We start from the raw sequence: 16,961 nt of genomic DNA, 5'->3' as shown, positions 1-16,961 counted from the left end.
GTTTGCTTGTTCGGGCTTCAGCCCAAAACGTGCCCGTCGCGAGCGGCAATATATTTATGCGAGATCAAGTCTCTTTTTCAGTTCCTCAAGCAGGTCGTTCTCTGAAAACTCCGTTGTAATGGCGGCTCCTTCCAAATCGTGAAGCTGATCATACAGCTCATCCTTGAGCGGTGATATGAAACCGTTTTTCCTGGTTGCCAGGATGAAGACAACCTTATTGTCCCGCCGGCCGATCTGCCCCAGAAAGTCCAGTTGCAGGCCGGATTTCAAGTCCATGATAATGACCCGGCCATTATTGCTGATGCGTAGATGCGGATCGGGTTCATCGGCGGTCCGTTTGGATGCCGGAACATTGATGATCAACCCTTCGGGTTTGGGCTCCGGCTTCTTTACCTTCGATGCCGAATAGGAGCCGCCACTGATTTGATCGGCGAGTTTCTCGATCGTGCCCCAGTTTTGCTGAATGAGGCGTTTCGCCTTCACGTCCTCGCGGCGCGGTCCATCCCGTTTTGAAATAATATGCACCAAGTTCCAATCTCCACTGATCAGCGCAGTATACATTGATGTGTAAACTGCCCCAAACTTCGTGCCGCACAGGCTGTTGCGGCTTTCTTGCTGTAACGATTAGTTACACAATGCGCTGTTGAGACCGGATTGCCGCCCTGACGCGTTTTATCCGGTGGTTTTCGATCCAAACCGCTTAAACCGAAAAAACGATGACAAAATTACCGGTATCGGCCGTGTTTTTGGAGAACCTCGATCTGGTAACCGTCGGGATCCTGTACGAAAAAGAACTTGGCCAACAAAGCTCCGTCGCGCTCGAATTCAACAATATCCCGCGGCTCCAGCCCGAGATCGGTCAACCTTGAATGATCACCCGCCAGATCCTCGGTGACGAGAGCGATATGCCCGTATCCGTCTCCAAGATCGTAGGGCTCAGTCCGCCCCTTGTTGATCGTGAGCTCCAGCTCAAAGCTCGAATCCTGCGTTCGCAGGTAGATCAGCGTGAAACTGTCGAATTCGAAACGGTCCTCGACAATCATCGAGAACGCATCCTGGTAAAATTTCACCGAGCGATTCTCATCCAGCACGCGGATCATTGTGTGAATGGGCTTAGGCACTGCAATCTCCTGATCTGATAGATTCCCGACGCCAAAACAGCACAGCACGCTTCTTATTTCGGCAGGCGCAAACGCGACCGGAATGAACCTTCATATCCGGCCGCTTCGAGATTAGGTCACGGTACGATGACGCCCCTGCCGGTAAATTTGCGGTTCTTGAAGTCATCGAGTGCGGTGTTGATGTCGTCGAGGCTGTATTGCGTGTAGTGCATCTTCACCTTGCCGTCGGCATTGAGCTCCATGAGCTCAACCAGTTCGGTGTAATTGCCCACCAGGCTGCCGCCGACATTGATTTCCTCGATCACCAGATGGACGGTCGGCACTTCAACCTTGCCGCCATAGCCGACGACGAACATCTGGCCGCCCTGGCGAACCATCTGCCAGCAGATATTTTCAACGCCGAGCTCGCCAACAAAGTCGATGACGACCTGGGCACCGCCGCCGGTTATCTCCCGGACTTCCTCGATCACGTTCGGCCCGCCATCAAGAACAAAATCGGCACCAAGCTCCTTGCACAGGACCTGCGCTGCGGGTTCCCGGTCAACCGCAATGATGCGGCATCCTGAAATCTCGCGCAGGCACTGCAATGCGATATGCCCGAGCCCTCCGACCCCCACAATCACACAGTAGGCGCCGGGCCTCAGCAATTTTGCCGCTTTCTTGGCAGCTCTGTACGCGGTGATGCCGGCGTCGGCCATCGGAGCGACATCGAGCGGTGTGACGTTTGGATTGAGCTTGATCAGGGAGCGTTCGCTGGTCAGAAAATACTCCGCAAAACCGCCGTCGAGGCCAAGCCCCGGGAAGAGGCTGTTTTCACAATGCATGTCCTCGCCATACCGGCAGTTGAGGCAGATCCCGCAGGTCCGGTGCGGGTGGCAGATCACTGCATCGCCCGGCTTGACCGACTTGACGTTGCTGCCCACGTCTTCCACCCAGCCGGCATTTTCATGGCCCATGATGTACGGGAGCAGATTGCCGCCCTCGTCCATGATGTCCTTCCACACACCCTCGATGATGTGGAGATCGGTTCGGCACAGACCGGCCGCGCCGACCTTCACGATCACATCGTCAGGCCCGTTGATTGTCGGCGGCCGAACGTCCTCTATCTGGAGCTGGACGTTCATCGCAGGATCATATTCGTACAGTCTAGCGGCTTTCATTTTTCTGCCCTTTCATTGTGAGACCTGATATCAGCGTTGCTCATTGCCGCCCGAGTTTTTCGGCTCCACCTCCAAGCGCCGGTCCGGCGGTGGGGTCTTCGTCCTCGGCAAGGTCTCCGATCAGGGTTTCCGTCGTCAGGATCAGTGTTGCGACCGAAGCCGCATTCATCAGCGCCGAACAGGTCACACGGGCCGGGTCGACAATGCCGGCGGCAACCAGGTCTTCATAGGCGCCCGTGGAGGCGTTGAAGCCGACATTGCCCTTCAGGTCTCCCACTTTGCCGACAACCTCGTTGACTTCTGCTCCGGCGTTGAACGCGATGCGCATCAGCGGCGTCGTCAACACCGACTGCACGAGTAAAACCCCCTGTCGAACATCGCCCTCGACCTCCTCGCAAAGGCTGTCAAGCGAAGGTGCCGCGCGGGTCAGCGCAACGCCACCGCCACACAGAACACCGTCCTCGAATGCCGCCCTGACGGCATTCAGCGAATCTTCGATCAACTGGATTGTCCGTTTCTGCTCCACAGGCGTGACACCACCGGCAAGGATGATTGCTGTGCCGCCGCACAATTTGGCAAGGCGTTCCTGCAGCTTGTCCTGCTCAATGTTGGGCGGGGCAACATCATACTGGCGCTGCACCTGCGCGCGCCGAGCGGCCACCAGCTGCGGGTCGCCGGCTCCACGAATGATCGAGGTGTCGCTGGCCGTTGCCTCGACCCGTTCCGCCTGCCCCAGCTGCTCGCGTGTTATATCTTCAAGGCGATGGCCAAGGTCCCGCGCAAGCACCTGTCCTCCGGTCAGGATGGCGAGATCTTCCATCATGGCCTTGCGCCACTGGCCGAATTCCGGCGGATGAACAACCAGGTACTTTCCCGGTCCGTCATTGCCCAGAAGCGTAACAAGCACTTCCGGCGAGGTTTCCTCGGATATGATCACCAAGGGCCGATTGTCTTCGTCTGCGATGCGCTTTGCGGTAACAAGCTGCTCGGGGGACGTTGTCTTGATATCCGTGAGAATAATGTACGGGTTCTCGATGACCGCCCGCATCTTTTCCTGGTCGGTGACCATGTGATGGGAGATATATCCGCGGTCGAAGGACATTCCCTCGACGACTTCAAGGGTAGATTGTGTCGTGATGCCGTAGTCCGTTGTGATGATGCCTTCCGGTCCGACACAACCGAAGGCTTCGGTGACCAGCGCACCGAGTTCGGCATCAGACGCGGCAATGCGCGCAACCGAGTCCAGCAGGTCGTGGTCGTCAGCAACCGACATGGCCGTCGCCCGCAGTGTTTTCACAGTGTATTCAATGGCCAGGGATATTCCCTTGCAGAGATCGACGGCTTTGACGCCCTTTTCGATCAACGGAACACCTGCCTGAATGAGGCCGTTCGCCAGAACGATGGATGTGGTTGTACCGTCGCCGGCGACATCGTTGGTCTGCATGGAGACTTCACGGACGACCTGGGCACCCATATTCTCGAAACGGTCGAATAGTTCGATCTCCGAGGCGATCGAGACCCCGTCCCTGCTGATCAGCGGCGTGCCGACGGGACGGTCGATCATGGCGTTCAAGCCTTTGGGGCCAAGCGTCGGCTCCACGGCCGCTGCCAGGCTCTGGACACCGCGGGCCAATGCGTTGCGGGCTTCGGCGTTGTGTACGAGTAATTTGGGCATAGCTCTCTCCCTGCGTCCTGGGAAGTCGACGCAATCTGTGTGGTTGAAGGGGTTGTGTTGCTGTGTAGAGAACCGGAGCTAGGTCATCGGCCCTGCTCCGCAGGTTCAGGGACACGGTCGAGAATAAAGTCCACCAGCGTCGGTTCGCCGTCGCAGTTCGCGACTTCCTTGTACCGGGTTTTCTTCAGACCCCGGCACAATGCACCACTGAATTCCATATTGAGGCGAACACCCCGCAAGGTTTCCATATGTTTGCTGAAACCGTCTTGTGCTATCGGCACACCGTCATATGTCTGGAACGCAAGATCCAGCGGGAACCTGGCGATCGCCTTGGAGACCAGCAAATCGACATACCGCAATCTCGCGCGATCCCAGTCGGGGTCATCGAGATTGATCATGTCGAGTTCGGCCAGTGTCATCCGGACGAGGTCACGGGACAGGTAACCGTTTTTCAACAGGACGTTGATGACGGTTTCCTGCCTTCGTTGAAACGCCTTGCCGTCGAATTTTTCCCGCAGGTCTCCAAGATCGCCTCCATCGGTCAGACCCGCAAACACATCGGCAAAATCGCGTCCCTCGTTGACGGCGGCATTCATTTCGTCCGCCGCCATGTGATCTTCCAGCCGAACCCTTACTGCGGCAACCCAGGGTATCTCGCTTACCTCACGCCGAATTCCTTCGGCCATGAGGAAAGCGAAGTTGGGCGAACACCAGTAGGTGGGCAGCCTGAAAGTCACCTCGACACCCCCGTCATCGCCGATCACCACGTCCTCGACAAAACCCATTTCAGTTATCGGTTCGTCGAGCTCGGGATCCATGACAAGGTCGAGACGTTCCCAGACTTCGCGCTTGCTTGGTCGTACGGCTGAGACGGAGATCATCGCCTTTACTCCGCCGCTACCGTCAGCGGTGACGAGGCGAACGCGGCTTTCTTGGCACCGACATCGATATTGTAGAGGGCAGCGGCATTCAGTCCCAGGATTTTCTCCTTGATCTCGGGTGTGAGTTCGACGCCCCGCTCCTTCGCAATATCCTCCGGAATTTCGTAAGCCCAGAATTTCTCGACAAGCCATCGCGGTGTCCAGATCGCATAGTCGGAGCCGAAAAGCAGATTGTCTTCGCCGACCCAGAATAAAAGTTCAGCGATCATTTCACCGAAATAGCGCGGCCGTGAATGAATAAAGGGCAGCACAACGGCCAGGCCGCCATAGACATTGTTTTCCTGAACGGCGATCCAGCAGAAATCGTCAATGCGCGGCTGGCCGCAATGTTCGATAATCCAGTTCAGGTTCTGGAAATCGGTGGCCGCATAGTCCACGTCATGAACATCGAAAGCATCCTTGTTCAGCGGGATGATCGTCGGGCCCTTGTGGACGTGGATGTTCTTGATTCCGAGCTTGTCGCACAATTCGAAACATTTGTACGCTGCCGGATCGTTCAGCTTCCATCCCTTCGAGTCGCCATTCCATTCGGCCGTGTAAAGCTTTACGCCCTGAATGTCGTAGGTTTCCTTCATGTAGTGGATATATTCGAGCGCCTTTTCACCGTCTCGGGGATCAAAGGCGCCGTTGACGATAAAGCGGTCCGGATATTTCTCGGCGGCAGAATGGTTTCGCTCGATGGTGTTGAAACCGTTCTTGTAAAAGTCACGCAGATAGGTCGACTGGACAATGGCGACGTCATCCGGGCCGTCGACAAACAGGTCGCGATAAAGATCATCCGCCGAATACTTTTCGAATTTCGTCTTTTCCCAAAGCTGGTCTTCCGGGCTCAGGGCGGTGTGATAGGCATAAAAACAGTCGATGAACTGCTTGCCGTGAATGTTTCTCTGGTTTTCCGGACTTCCATCCCAAAAGTGCGTATGTCCGTCGACCACGAATATTTCTTTTCCCTCGGGTGTAATGTACATCACAGACCTCTTTGTCTTTTGCGCCGACCGCAATGGACAGACTGACCATCACGACAGATGTTGATTGATTGTCCGGGCGCGAAGGCCGCGCCCGGCTCTTCGCATCGCTCAGATGTATTCCATCACTTCGTCCATATCGCCGAACAGGATGACGGTGTTGTCATCCACCCGGACCATGCGGCCGTAATGGGTTGAGGTGTTGACCTCAAAAATTTCCGCCGTCATTTCGCGGCCGAGATATTCACTGATCTCGTCCATCTTGAAGATGAGCTTGCCGCTGCCGTCGATCCGGATAAGGGCCGGATTGTAGGTCACCGTAATGCCCTCTTTCTCGTCCATGAATTCGGCAATCGCGCGGGCCTCGACCGAGTCGCTCATGGTCACACCGCATTGGTGCGAGATGGTCGATTCGAGCTTGATATCCTTCATTGATTTGAAGATGTTGGCCTTGGATGCATCACGTGCAGTAGTAGACATAGTGTTTCCTTTCCGGCCTCAGCGTTTCAGGCCGAGTTCACCCAGTATTTTCTGAACTCTCTCTTCGGATTTTGCCCGGCTATCCACGAATGAGACCGGCTTCGAATGCGGTTGCGACCAGATCGGCTGCAGGGCTTTTGCGGCCTTGTCCGCAAGGTCGCCATGCTTGGTTATCCAGCTTTGCAGAAGTCCGCGGTTGTGCTCGCCGAATTTCTCGTCGGCGACCAGCATGTAGCTGAGCTCGATGGTGTTTGCGAGGTTACGCTCATAGTCGGCTTCCGCCGCAGAGATGACCGGGGGTGTGATGAAATCGTTGTTCGCGGCGGCGGCCTGCATGAGGAAGCCGGAGCGGAACAGTTCACCGACCAGCGGCTCGAACAAAATGTTTGTAGCAAAATACTGCTCGAGATAGTCGTTCGTTCCCATGATGGATTCGATCGCTTCACGCGTGCCTTGCCAGATATCGTCTTCCAGCCAGGCCTGCTTGCCGCGCTCGTCGTCCCAACCGTCGATATCCATTCCGATTTCGGCGAGATAAAGCGTGATATCCTGGGACAGCCGGATCTTGTACGACGAGTTGGTCAGCGTCGCATTGTTGATCATCTGCGTATAGCCGCCGCGCTGCGCCTGCATGAGCGCAGAACCGAGACCGAACTCAGCGTGTTTCCAGGCGCCGAGATGGGTTTGCAGGATTTTGTTCCAGGCGCCGTCGAATTCCTTGTGAGCGCCTGCCTTGCGGGCATTTGCAATGACGCTCTGGATCATGACCTCAATTCGCGACTGGCGCTGGTAATGCGTGCGTTCCCACTCCTGATCAGGTGCGCGGAATGCGTGCCAGTTCGAACTTTTGGCCTGGGTGGAATCCTTGACATAGGCACCCTCGCCATTCGGGAACGAGATGATCCAGTCTTGCAGAAGGTAGCGTTCAGGATCGGGTTGGACGTCGACCGTCACATCTTCGTAATGTGTCGCTCGCTTTCCCTTCGGATCGAAGTACCGGTACCTTCGGCTCTCCGAGTCCACGAACTGGGCGGCGCCGGCTGCACCGGATCCGACAGAGCTTGAAATTGCAGGCATGTTTGTCTCCTTTTTGCGACATTGGGTTTCCTCCCGGCCGGCTAGTGATCACCGGCGGTATTCGAAGCGTTCGAGGGTATGAATTTGTCGTAGAAGATGCGGTCCGGATCGAAGTCCTGCATGAACAGAACCGGGGTTAGCGCATCGATCATGGGAGGCGGCCCGCAGGCATAGACATCGCCTTCCCCGTCAATATCGAGGCGGGTCAGCTCGGCGTCGACAACCTCGTGGACAAACCCTCGCTCGCCCGTCCAGCTCTTGTCGTCATCCGCATGCGACAGAACCGGTATGAAATTAATGTTCGGATGCGCCTGGGTTATCTCTTTGATCTTGTCCAGATAAAACAGATCCGCTTGCGTTCTCGCGCCATAGAAGAAATAGACAGGCCTTTCCTCACCGCTGTTGATGTGCTCGTGGAGGATCGACCAGATCGGCGACATCCCGGAGCCGGCGGCAACTAGGACGATGGGCCCTTCCCGTTCTTCTCTGTACAGGCAGGTTCCGAATGGTCCACGGATCTGGACGTCTGCACCGACTTCGATTCCTCCCGAATCGAGCGCTCCTGAGAACTCTCCGTCCGGGTATTTTTTGATGATGAATTTGAGCCTTTCGGCTTGGTCCGGCGTATTTGCCATGGAAAACGAACGTGTAATCGTCTTCCCTTTTTGCGTTGTGACCGTGATGTCGACATATTGTCCAGCCCAGAACTTCAGGGGTGCGTCGAGCTCTATCTCGATTGCCCGGATATCGTGTGTCAGCTGGTCGACCAGGGCGATCTTGCCGACATAGTCCCTTACCGCAATGGACCTGGAAAGAAGCTCCTCGTCATAATTCAGAAGCTCCACTTCGATATCGTCCAGTGCCATCGAACGGCACAGCAGAATGCCGCCCTGATCACGCTCGGCATCGTTCAGCGCGAAGGTTGAGTATTTGAGAAGGTCGACTTCTCCTTCGACAAGATTGCATTTGCAGGCAGAACACTGCCCTTCCTTGCAACCGTGCGGCAGCGTTATTCCCTGGCGAAACGCGGCATCCAGTATTGTCTCATCATTTTCGACGTCGAATTCGACACCGACCGGCTCCAGGCGCACAGTATATGTTTCGCTCATCATTTTCGGACCTTCCCACTCTTCCGCAATCCGGTTCCCCTCGGGCGACCGGTCTCTTTGCAAGAGCCGGAGACAACTCCGGCTCTTGCAGATGCTTCAAGGATCAGTTGCAGGGATTGATCGTGAAGCCGGCGCGATACTCGGCCAGATGAGCATCGCGTTCACTTGGCGACATTTCGCGCAGCAGCGTCAGGGGCGACTGCAGGGTGTGACCACGTACGTCGTCAAGCGTCCACATGTCCCGGTCGTCGAACCGCAGGTGCGGCTGCGGGATCAGCGTCTTGCCGTCGGAGCGAACAAAGTTCAGATCCGTGATGGCGTCCGCCAGGTCCCAGCCGTGATAGACGGATTCCCACTCACGCTTGCCTGAGAAGCGCCCCATGGCCGGTGTCGGGCGACCCTGATATTCGTCAGAGAACGCTTCGACGGCGGTCCAGCGGTCGATCTCGTGGGCAAAGGTGTGGAGCTGGCCGTCGATTTCATCGACAACGATGTCCTCGCGGATAAGACACGGAACCAGACAGCTCCAGCAGCGATGCGGATAGACGTAGCCAACTTCCTCGTTGAACGTCACCACCTTCTGGCCGGGTTTGCTCAGCTTGGCATACCACTTCCAGAATTCGCCGAATTCGTCGTACCAGCCCGGATATTTGTGCTCGAACCACTCGAAATCCTTCTCGGTCTGCGCTTCGATGCGCCAGAAATTAACCGGCCAGCCGACGGCGAAGAACTGTCCGACCTTGTGGACATAGTGCTTCTGGGTGATCCGGTTCCAGGCCTCCGTGACATCGTCGTGGTGGATCTTGATGCCGTATTTTTCCATCGGCAGCATGTAGGTGCGGTAGTAGTCTTCGTGGATCCAGCGGTGCCACATTTCCGCGTAGGATTCCTTGTCCTTGTCGCGGTTTGTGGTGCCGTATTCGATGAAAGTACCGATGGCTGCATCGACGATGGCGTGGTTCTGCCAGAAGGCATATTTCATGTCCCGTTCAATCAGCTGGTGATTGTCCGGGTCCTTGAGCGCGGCCATCATCAGCGAGTGCCCGTTGCCGATGTGCCGGCTTTCATCCGACTGCACTGAAAGGAATACGGTCGGCAGCGCATAATCGCCATTGCGGGCGGCTTCAGACGGCATTGCAACGAACAGCGTATTGGTGAATGCGGTTTCTGCAACGACCGTCAGATACATGCAGGCCGAAGTCATGGCATCACCGGTGATAAATCCCTCACCGAACTGGCGACCGATGGTGGTCGCATAACACTTGCCGAAGGCCTCTTCGGTGATATCGAACCCGGCCGGGTCGATATAGTTTTCCATGTACCATTTCTTCAGGTTCATCTGGATGGTCGAGTGACGGAATTCGTCCACCATCTGCATGGTAAAACCGGTGCGAAGATCCTCGCCCGGTGCCAGGCGGCTAACCATTGCCATCGACCGTGCGGCCGAGATTTCCGGGAACGGGATGATGGCCAGAAACAGCTTCATCCATTCCACCCAGCGCGGTTCGACATTGCGGAACATGTCACCGCGCAGTGCGGCGTCGAGCGCGCCGTAGACGCGGTTGTCCTTTTCTTCCTGCATGGAGAAATAGGACCGCAGGACCTGCTTCATCGGATCCCTTGGCGCCTTGGAGATCTTGTAGTCCGTCGGGTAGGTCATTGCCTCCTGGACATAGGACGGGTTCCAGCCGAGATCAGCAATCTTCTTGGTCGCTTCACCAACGGGAATGCCCCGCTGCGAGGTAATTTTATTCAGTGTCAATGACGACATTGCCGTTCACCTTTTCAAAATGAGCCAAGCGGAAGAGATCGAACCAATACGCAAGTCACGTGCCCTCCTCCGCGGTGATCGTGAGGCAGCAAAGGGCATTCGGCGGCACGCACATAACGCGCAACCGTGAATGGCTTTTGGCCTCGTTTGCTACGGCAAAGGTCAGAGAACTTGATGCAACTGCGTTGGCCGTTTGGCCGCCTGTCAGTTCGCCTCCCGGGATCGTAAGGCACCATGGCCTGCACAATCCGGTCTCCCTTCCTTTGTTCTTGTGTCGCTGCAATCAGGCAGCAGAACTTCTTCTGATTGGCTGAACTTTAATGGAAGGATTTCGGCGAATTCAAACCCAAAAATAAACTGTAAAGGAAGGTTACAGCAAAGTGTCCGGCTGGAACGGAATGTTACAATTTTCGTTTTTTGAACGGCACCGGAATTTCCAATGTATCGTCCCTGAGAATTGTCGCAAGTATACCGCCGTTGATGCTGGGAAATACTCGCTGACGACCGTGAATAGAAGAATACACGCGAAATGTCTCAGGATCAGAAATTGCCGAACAACTGGAAAACAGACACCGGGCTCGCCGGCAAAATCATTGCGCGCGCAGACGACGACATCATCTTTTCGATGCAGTTCCTGGGCGAAAGCCAGCATGTGGTGAACCGGCACTTCCAGGAATTCATCGAAAGTGAGCTGAACGCACACGGTGTCACCCGCAAGAACCACGGGCTGCTGCAGGCGTTTATCGATACGCATGCAGCCGAACTGCGTGAGTTCGTGTTCACCGGAGTTGCCCTTTCAAGACAATTCCGCCTGCGCGAATTCGAGGATTTGCTGGGCGATAAAACCAGCGTGTTTCGCACCGATATCTGGGACGCATTGTCCAGGTACATCACTGCGGCAGAGGAGAACTTTCAGGCGCAGGCCCGCGATTTTCCAGAGCTGTTACTTCAATTGGAAGAGAAGGCTGCCAACAACCGGAAAAAATGATCGCACCGGAAAGAGATCTGACATGGGAACGGCTTTCAACAACCCTTCAAGGGCACAAAACCTGCAGCGCAAACATCAGGAAATCGTGGCGGCGCTGAGCGAGGAGAACGCGAGACTGCTTTTTGCCAGGCAGCGGGCGAGCGGGGTCGAGATTGAGGTTCTGACCGCAGAGCGCGACATGGCTGAAACGCCCGGTTCCAAGGACGCGGAAAGCACATTGGCCGACCTGTACGAGCAGGAGCGGCTCACAAAACTGGACCTGAGAGCGGCCGAACAGCGCATTGAAGACCTGGAACAACGCATGACTGCAATTGTGTCTGAAATCGCAGACCTGAAGGAATGATCGGGAGACACCGTGATGAATTTCGCCAATGCAAGACCGCCTCAATTGTTTGATCTGCTTGCCAGGGAATGGACCCTCTCCTCCCCGGTGGATGGAGCCGTCTTCAATCGCGGCTGTGGCACTGTTGCAGCTTCGTGTGAAGACGGTTCCATCGCCCTGGCCGAGACCGCAGATGACGATTCGCCTACGGCCCGAGTGCGCAATGCGATCGATACGGGCCGGCAGACCATTCAGCGCCGCGGAGGACCGGTGCCGCCGCTGTTGGAGGTCAAAGGCATTAAGCGCCGCACTACACCGGTGGTGCCGCTTGGCGAAAGCAACTTCCTTTTCGGAGATTCGGAAGGAAACCTCTCCGCGCTGACGCCGCAAGGAGATTTGCTGTCTTCGGGGCATGCGATGGACAAGGCAATTTCCGCAATCTCAGCCTCGCCCAATAATGCCAGCTACGCCTGTGCAGCCGGAAATCTCATTCAGATTGCCCAGTGGGACCTCGGCGAGCCGAGCTGCGAAATTGAAACGAAGCAGACGATAAACAACCTCGCCTTTTCACCCGACGGACAGCACATAGCCGCCACGCATGACGACGGCGTCTCCATCTGGGACATGTCCGGAAAGTTGTTCAAATCACAAAAGAAAACCCTGAACTCTGCACCTGCCAAAGTGCGTTGGAGTGCAGATGGGAAATGGATCGCATACACCTTTGCGTCCGGCGGATTTTGCCTGATCGATCTGAAAAACAATCAGGCAAGGAACTTTGAAGACTATCCGACGGCGGTGAAATCAATCGCCTTCAGCAAGCCTGCAAATATAGTCGCCACATCAGGTGCCTATCGGGCCGTTGCCTGGTCACTCGAACATCCGTTGACCGACAGCGACAGTTGCGCCGCCGTTACATCCGGAAAACCCGGTTTTGTCGCGGTGGACAGCATAGCGGCAAGCCCGGACAGAGACCTGCTCGCCGTTGGCTACGCAAACGGACTTTTGTGCCTCACGAAGATCGGCAGCCAGGATGAAATGCTGCTTCGCCAAAACGACGACGCCGGCATTTCCAGCCTGTCATGGTCGGACAACGGATCCTTTTTGGCGGTCGGGATGTCAAACGGAAAATTCGCCTTGGTCGAGTTTCCGATCGGCATGTTCAAATGAAATGCAGAACGGAGGAAATGCTGATGGAAACGCAGCTCACCGAGGAAGAAAAGAGCAAAGACGCCTTCTTCAGCCGGATCGCCGCAATTTGAGAGGAAGTGGCGGCATCGTGCGGCAGGAAATTTGTCATTGAAGCCCACGTTGTTGCCGCCCGTTGAATACCAAAAACGAGACGAACCAGCCGTATCAGGAGGACAACAGAAGGACTAGAGAACAATGACGATCAAACATGCAATCAACCTTACTCTCAATATCGCAGGACTGAGCGCAACATCATATGTCGGATGGCTGGCCTACAACCAACAGCTGCTGCTTTGGTCGTTGCAATAACACTGCATGAAAGACACCCGAAGGACAATTCAGGACGTACTCAGGGACAAATGCTGCCGCGTCGGAACGATAGTTCCGGAAACCCGGCGCTTTCCTCGTCCAGTCACGGAATCTTCCCGGCGGCCGGGACCATAAACGGTGGGGCCGCCGCGGCCGAATTCCCAATCCGTATGTTCAAGAGACCTGCAGCAAATAGGGAGATGAGCGATGGAAACGCAGCTCACCGATGAAGAAAAAAGCAAGGACGCGTTCTTTAGACGGATCGCCGCCATCGGAGACGAAATGGTGGCTTCACACGGCAAAGATTTTGCCACCGGAGCCTTCGTGCTTGCCGCCCGCTGGATCTACGAAGGCGAACCCAACAAACCACATCAAGAGGAAAACAAACACTAAACACAGAACCCGGTTTTGAGACGGTGCCGGAATAAACCGTATCTAACCAAATGATATCTCAGGGAGAAATCTACATGCAGAAATATGCCGCAGAACTTATCGGGACGTTTGCGCTTGTCTTTTTCGGATGCGCAGCAATCATTTTCATGCGCGAGGAGATCGGCCTATTGGGCGTGTCCTTTGCGTTTGGCCTGACGGTCATCGCAATGGCCTATTCGATAGGTCACATTTCAGGCGCTCATCTGAACCCGGCTGTCAGTCTGGGGGCTCTCGTCGCCGGAAGAATTTCCGCAAACACCTTCATTGGCTATGTGGTTGCGCAGTTGGCAGGTGCGACCATTGCGGCGGCAATGCTGTATGTCATCGCTCAAGGCAAGGCCGAAGGCTATGACGTTGCCGCAAACGGCTTCGCGCAAAACGGCTGGACGGCCTACACCATGATCTCCGCTTTTTTGTTCGAGCTCGTCGCAACGTTCCTGTTTGTCACAGTCATTCTCGGAGCAACGCAGAAGGTTGGTGCCGGCCCGATTGCCGGCCTTGCGATCGGGCTGACGCTTGTTGCGATCCATCTCGCCGGAATCGCCGTTTCGGGATCGTCGGTCAATCCGGCGCGGTCTCTCGGGCCGGCTCTCTTTGCCGGACCGGAGGCGCTGTCGCAACTGTGGCTCTATATTGTCGCGCCCTGCCTTGGTGCTGGTGCGGCAGGTTTTGTGTTCCGCGCCGGTGTAACGAGCACGCCGGCAACGGACACGGTTGCTGCCTGATCCGGATTGAAGAGCGATCAGGGCATTATGCTGACGAATCGTCACACCGATTGCCCTGATCGCAGTGTCCAATTGGTTTCAATGCTCCTGTCAGACTAAGTCGCAGACCTCCAGTTTTGCTTTTTGAAGAACTCGGCGGTGGATCAACCCGGTTGGGACATTCATTGTGTCCCTGTATTGAACATTGATCCAAAACAATTCATGCTTGCAAAAATACATTAAGTTCAGCCTCAATCAGTGTTCGAAGTTCCGAGGAAGTGCCTTGAAATCGGACCAGCCTGTTTATCTGAATATTTCCGGATTGGATGCACTTATCGGTCTCCTTGGGGACGACGGTTACTGCGTTGTCGGCCCGCAACTGCGGGACGGTGCGATCGTTTACGATGAGTTGCACGGCACGGACGAACTTCCCCGCGGCTGGATCGACGAACAGGATGGAGGCCATTATCGCCTTCACCGCGAGGGCGACGCCTATTTCGGCTATGTCGTCGGCCCGCAATCGTGGAAAAAGTTCCTGCATCCACCGCACCAGCCACTGTGGCGGATGCAAAAAACAGATGGAAAGCCCGAGATCCTGACGGAACCGCCCGCGCAGGAAAAATATGCCTTCATTGGCGTGCGCGCCTGCGAATTGCAGGCCATAGCAATTCAGGACACCGTGTTTGGCGGCGAGCCCTACACGGATCCTAATTATCAGGCGCGGCGCGAACGGGCATTTCTCGTGGCGGTGAACTGCGCACGATCCGCCAGAACCTGTTTTTGTGCCTCGATGGGCACAGGCCCCAAGGCCGAGAGCGGCTACGATCTGGTGCTGACCGAGATTTCGACTGGCAAGAATTCGGGTTTCCTCGCCGAGGCCGGCAGCAGCAAAGGCCAAAAAAAGCTTGAGCGTCTGCCCTCAAGACCCGCTTCCGATGCCGAATGCTCAAAAGCCGCTGCGATCGTCAAAAAAACGGCCGCGTCCATAAGCCGGTCGATCGAGACCGAAGGATTGCCGGAGCTCGTAAAAGGCAGCCCCGATCACCCACGGTGGGAGGATGTTTCTGACCGCTGCCTTTCCTGTGCAAACTGCACGATGGTTTGTCCAACCTGCTTTTGCACGAGTGTGGAAGATAAAAGCGCGCTGGACGGCTCCGAGACAGTGCGGGAGCAACGCTGGGGCTCCTGCTTCACTATCGATTTTTCCCACATACACGGCGGCGCAGTCCGGCAGAGCGGCCAATCGCGCTATCGGCAATGGATGACGCACAAGCTTGGAACCTGGCACGACCAGTTCGGAACTTCCGGTTGCGTGGGTTGCGGCCGCTGTATCACCTGGTGTCCCGTCGGCATCGACATCACCGAGGAAGCGGCTGCGCTGCGCTTATCCGATTTCAATACGGGTGGAAATCATGGAGATTGAAGGCCTTACCAAATTCATCGCCGGGCATCCCCTTTTTAAAGGCCTCGATGCCGGCTTTTTAGAACTGGTGACAGGTTGCGCGAAAAATGCGCGTTTCGAAGCCGGAGTCTATCTGGCCCATGAGGGCGATGCGGCGGACGTACTCTATCTCATCCGGCACGGCGAAGTGGGCCTGAGCGTAGCGACGCCGGGACAGGGAAACCTGTCCTTCCTTACCGTCGGCCCGGGCGAATCGGTCGGCCTTTCCTGGCTGTTTCCCCCTTACCGGTGGACATACGATGCGCGTGCCATCAACCTTGTGCGGGCGATCGCAATCGACGCCGCATGTCTCAGAAACAAGTGCGAAAACGATCACCATCTTGGCTACGAGGTCATGAAGCGTCTCGTGCCCGTTCTTGTCGACCGTCTCCACGCCACCCGGCTGCAATTGCTCGATGTCTATGGAAACCATGGCTAACACTGCATCGGCCGAAACCGATCCGATGGTACCGCAATTGGCGCGCGTTGCCGCAAAGCGCCAGGACGGACCTGATGTGTGGACACTGGACCTTTGTCTGGAAGCCGGCACATGGGGCGGATTTCAGCCCGGCCAGTTCAACATGCTCAGCGTATTCGGCGTCGGCGAGGTGCCCATCAGCTTCTCGGGACATCCGACCGACACAACAAAGATCGTGCATACCATCCGGGCGGTCGGCCCGGTTTCCAGAGCTCTGACTGAATTGCCGGTGGACGCATATCTGGGAGTGCGAGGCCCTTATGGGGTGGGATGGCCGATGCAGGCGGCAAAGGGCCAGGACGTGCTCATCGTGGCAGGCGGCCTGGGCCTGGCTCCCGTGCGGCCGGTGCTCTACAGCCTTCTGGCCGAACGCGGGCGATACGGTTCCGTGGCGCTGCTCTACGGAACCCGCAGCCCGAAGGACATTCTGTTCCTGTCGGAACTGGAATCCTGGCGCAGCCGCTTCGACATGCAGGTCGAGGTGACGGTCGACCATGCGGGCGGCGACTGGCACGGGCGTGTCGGTGTCGTGACGAAACTCATCAACCGGGTCGAATTTGATCCCGATGATACCGTTGCAATGATCTGCGGTCCGGAAATCATGATGCGATTTGCCGCCAACAGGCTTCGCGAGGAAGGTATTTCCGGCGACAGGATCTTTCTTTCCATGGAACGCAACATGCAATGTGCGATCGGTTTGTGCGGCCACTGCCAAATGGGGCCTGTCTTCGTGTGCAAGGACGGCCCGGTATTCACGCACGACTTTCTGCGCCCGCTCATGGCGGTCAAGGAGCTGTGAA

18 protein-coding genes are annotated in these 16,961 nt (G+C 56.2%); 8 read left to right on the top strand and 10 right to left on the bottom strand.

From position 1 onward, the window contains the following. Positions 1-54 precede the first annotated feature (54 nt). From ABVT35_RS19095 to ABVT35_RS19050, 10 genes are all read right to left on the bottom strand, one after another. Positions 55-525, bottom strand: a complete 471-nt coding sequence (locus ABVT35_RS19095) for a hypothetical protein (RefSeq protein WP_368468466.1) — start codon at positions 523-525, stop codon at positions 55-57. Between the two features lie 200 nt (positions 526-725). Continuing rightward, positions 726-1,121, bottom strand: a complete 396-nt coding sequence (locus ABVT35_RS19090; RefSeq protein WP_368468464.1) for a VOC family protein — start codon at positions 1,119-1,121, stop codon at positions 726-728. 116 nt (positions 1,122-1,237) lie between these two features. Then, positions 1,238-2,281, bottom strand: a complete 1,044-nt coding sequence (locus ABVT35_RS19085) for an NAD(P)-dependent alcohol dehydrogenase (protein WP_368468462.1) — start codon at positions 2,279-2,281, stop codon at positions 1,238-1,240. Between the two features lie 40 nt (positions 2,282-2,321). After that, positions 2,322-3,956: a molecular chaperone GroEL gene (locus ABVT35_RS19080; RefSeq protein WP_368468460.1), complete on the bottom strand. Its 1,635-nt coding sequence runs from the start codon at positions 3,954-3,956 to the stop codon at positions 2,322-2,324. 83 nt (positions 3,957-4,039) lie between these two features. Next, positions 4,040-4,837, bottom strand: a complete 798-nt coding sequence (locus tag ABVT35_RS19075; protein WP_368468458.1) for a metal-sulfur cluster assembly factor — start codon at positions 4,835-4,837, stop codon at positions 4,040-4,042. Positions 4,838-4,842: 5 nt separating this feature from the next. Beyond that, positions 4,843-5,865 (bottom strand): amidohydrolase family protein, encoded by a 1,023-nt coding sequence (locus ABVT35_RS19070; RefSeq protein WP_368468456.1) that lies wholly within the window; start codon positions 5,863-5,865, stop codon positions 4,843-4,845. Positions 5,866-5,973: 108 nt separating this feature from the next. Next, a complete protein-coding gene (locus ABVT35_RS19065; RefSeq protein ID WP_368468454.1) occupies positions 5,974-6,342 on the bottom strand; it encodes an MmoB/DmpM family protein in 369 nt (122 codons plus the stop codon). An 18-nt stretch (positions 6,343-6,360) separates the two neighbouring features. Next, positions 6,361-7,419 (bottom strand): aromatic/alkene monooxygenase hydroxylase subunit beta, encoded by a 1,059-nt coding sequence (locus tag ABVT35_RS19060; RefSeq protein WP_368468453.1) that lies wholly within the window; start codon positions 7,417-7,419, stop codon positions 6,361-6,363. A 41-nt stretch (positions 7,420-7,460) separates the two neighbouring features. Further along, complete coding sequence (locus ABVT35_RS19055; RefSeq protein ID WP_368468856.1) at positions 7,461-8,528, bottom strand: NADH:ubiquinone reductase (Na(+)-transporting) subunit F; 1,068 nt, start codon at positions 8,526-8,528, stop codon at positions 7,461-7,463. A 103-nt stretch (positions 8,529-8,631) separates the two neighbouring features. After that, a complete protein-coding gene (locus ABVT35_RS19050) occupies positions 8,632-10,299 on the bottom strand; it encodes an aromatic/alkene/methane monooxygenase hydroxylase/oxygenase subunit alpha (protein WP_368468452.1) in 1,668 nt (555 codons plus the stop codon). Between the two features lie 529 nt (positions 10,300-10,828). On the opposite strand from ABVT35_RS19050, the gene ABVT35_RS19045 reads away from it, so the two are divergent. The 8 genes from ABVT35_RS19045 (at position 10,829) to ABVT35_RS19010 (ending at position 16,960) form a co-directional block, all read left to right on the top strand. Beyond that, complete coding sequence (locus ABVT35_RS19045) at positions 10,829-11,287, top strand: hypothetical protein (RefSeq protein ID WP_368468451.1); 459 nt, start codon at positions 10,829-10,831, stop codon at positions 11,285-11,287. Between the two features lie 22 nt (positions 11,288-11,309). Further along, positions 11,310-11,630 carry a hypothetical protein gene (locus ABVT35_RS19040; protein WP_368468450.1) on the top strand — a complete coding sequence of 107 codons (321 nt, stop codon included), beginning with the start codon at positions 11,310-11,312 and terminating at the stop codon, positions 11,628-11,630. A gap of 15 nt (positions 11,631-11,645) precedes the next feature. After that, positions 11,646-12,776, top strand: coding sequence for a WD40 repeat domain-containing protein (locus ABVT35_RS19035; protein WP_368468449.1), 1,131 nt, complete (start codon positions 11,646-11,648; stop codon positions 12,774-12,776). A 537-nt stretch (positions 12,777-13,313) separates the two neighbouring features. Beyond that, positions 13,314-13,499, top strand: coding sequence for a hypothetical protein (locus ABVT35_RS19030; protein WP_368468448.1), 186 nt, complete (start codon positions 13,314-13,316; stop codon positions 13,497-13,499). Between the two features lie 74 nt (positions 13,500-13,573). After that, positions 13,574-14,263: an aquaporin gene (locus tag ABVT35_RS19025; protein WP_368468447.1), complete on the top strand. Its 690-nt coding sequence runs from the start codon at positions 13,574-13,576 to the stop codon at positions 14,261-14,263. A gap of 262 nt (positions 14,264-14,525) precedes the next feature. Further along, on the top strand, positions 14,526-15,665 hold the full coding sequence (locus tag ABVT35_RS19020) for a 4Fe-4S dicluster domain-containing protein (RefSeq protein ID WP_368468446.1): 1,140 nt from the start codon (positions 14,526-14,528) through the stop codon (positions 15,663-15,665). After that, a complete protein-coding gene (locus ABVT35_RS19015; protein WP_368468445.1) occupies positions 15,655-16,122 on the top strand; it encodes a cyclic nucleotide-binding domain-containing protein in 468 nt (155 codons plus the stop codon). Before ABVT35_RS19020 ends, ABVT35_RS19015 begins: the two co-directional genes overlap by 11 nt. Continuing rightward, entirely contained in the window at positions 16,115-16,960 is an 846-nt protein-coding gene (locus tag ABVT35_RS19010; protein WP_368468444.1) for an FAD/NAD(P)-binding protein, read from the top strand. Before ABVT35_RS19015 ends, ABVT35_RS19010 begins: the two co-directional genes overlap by 8 nt. The last annotated feature ends 1 nt before the right edge of the window (position 16,961 follow it).

It is taken from the genome of Hoeflea sp. TYP-13, assembly GCF_040932035.1.
Classification (GTDB): domain Bacteria; phylum Pseudomonadota; class Alphaproteobacteria; order Rhizobiales; family Rhizobiaceae; genus Hoeflea_A.
Note: the sequence above shows the minus strand (reverse complement) of the source record. Positions and strands in the feature narration are given on the sequence as shown.

Excerpts from the sequence above, each read along its gene's own strand:
- ABVT35_RS19085 (WP_368468462.1), bottom strand. The coding sequence starts at position 2,281 with ATGAAAGCCGCTAGACTGTACGAATATGATCCTGCGATGAACGTCCAG.
- ABVT35_RS19080 (WP_368468460.1), bottom strand. The coding sequence starts at position 3,956 with ATGCCCAAATTACTCGTACACAACGCCGAAGCCCGCAACGCATTGGCC.
- ABVT35_RS19075 (WP_368468458.1), bottom strand. The coding sequence starts at position 4,837 with ATGATCTCCGTCTCAGCCGTACGACCAAGCAAGCGCGAAGTCTGGGAA.
- ABVT35_RS19070 (WP_368468456.1), bottom strand. The coding sequence starts at position 5,865 with ATGTACATTACACCCGAGGGAAAAGAAATATTCGTGGTCGACGGACAT.
- ABVT35_RS19065 (WP_368468454.1), bottom strand. The coding sequence starts at position 6,342 with ATGTCTACTACTGCACGTGATGCATCCAAGGCCAACATCTTCAAATCA.
- ABVT35_RS19060 (WP_368468453.1), bottom strand. The coding sequence starts at position 7,419 with ATGCCTGCAATTTCAAGCTCTGTCGGATCCGGTGCAGCCGGCGCCGCC.
- ABVT35_RS19055 (WP_368468856.1), bottom strand. The coding sequence starts at position 8,528 with ATGAGCGAAACATATACTGTGCGCCTGGAGCCGGTCGGTGTCGAATTC.
- ABVT35_RS19050 (WP_368468452.1), bottom strand. The coding sequence starts at position 10,299 with ATGTCGTCATTGACACTGAATAAAATTACCTCGCAGCGGGGCATTCCC.
- ABVT35_RS19045 (WP_368468451.1), top strand. The coding sequence starts at position 10,829 with ATGTCTCAGGATCAGAAATTGCCGAACAACTGGAAAACAGACACCGGG.
- ABVT35_RS19040 (WP_368468450.1), top strand. The coding sequence starts at position 11,310 with ATGGGAACGGCTTTCAACAACCCTTCAAGGGCACAAAACCTGCAGCGC.
- ABVT35_RS19035 (WP_368468449.1), top strand. The coding sequence starts at position 11,646 with ATGAATTTCGCCAATGCAAGACCGCCTCAATTGTTTGATCTGCTTGCC.
- ABVT35_RS19030 (WP_368468448.1), top strand. The coding sequence starts at position 13,314 with ATGGAAACGCAGCTCACCGATGAAGAAAAAAGCAAGGACGCGTTCTTT.
- ABVT35_RS19025 (WP_368468447.1), top strand. The coding sequence starts at position 13,574 with ATGCAGAAATATGCCGCAGAACTTATCGGGACGTTTGCGCTTGTCTTT.
- ABVT35_RS19015 (WP_368468445.1), top strand. The coding sequence starts at position 15,655 with ATGGAGATTGAAGGCCTTACCAAATTCATCGCCGGGCATCCCCTTTTT.
- ABVT35_RS19010 (WP_368468444.1), top strand. The coding sequence starts at position 16,115 with ATGGCTAACACTGCATCGGCCGAAACCGATCCGATGGTACCGCAATTG.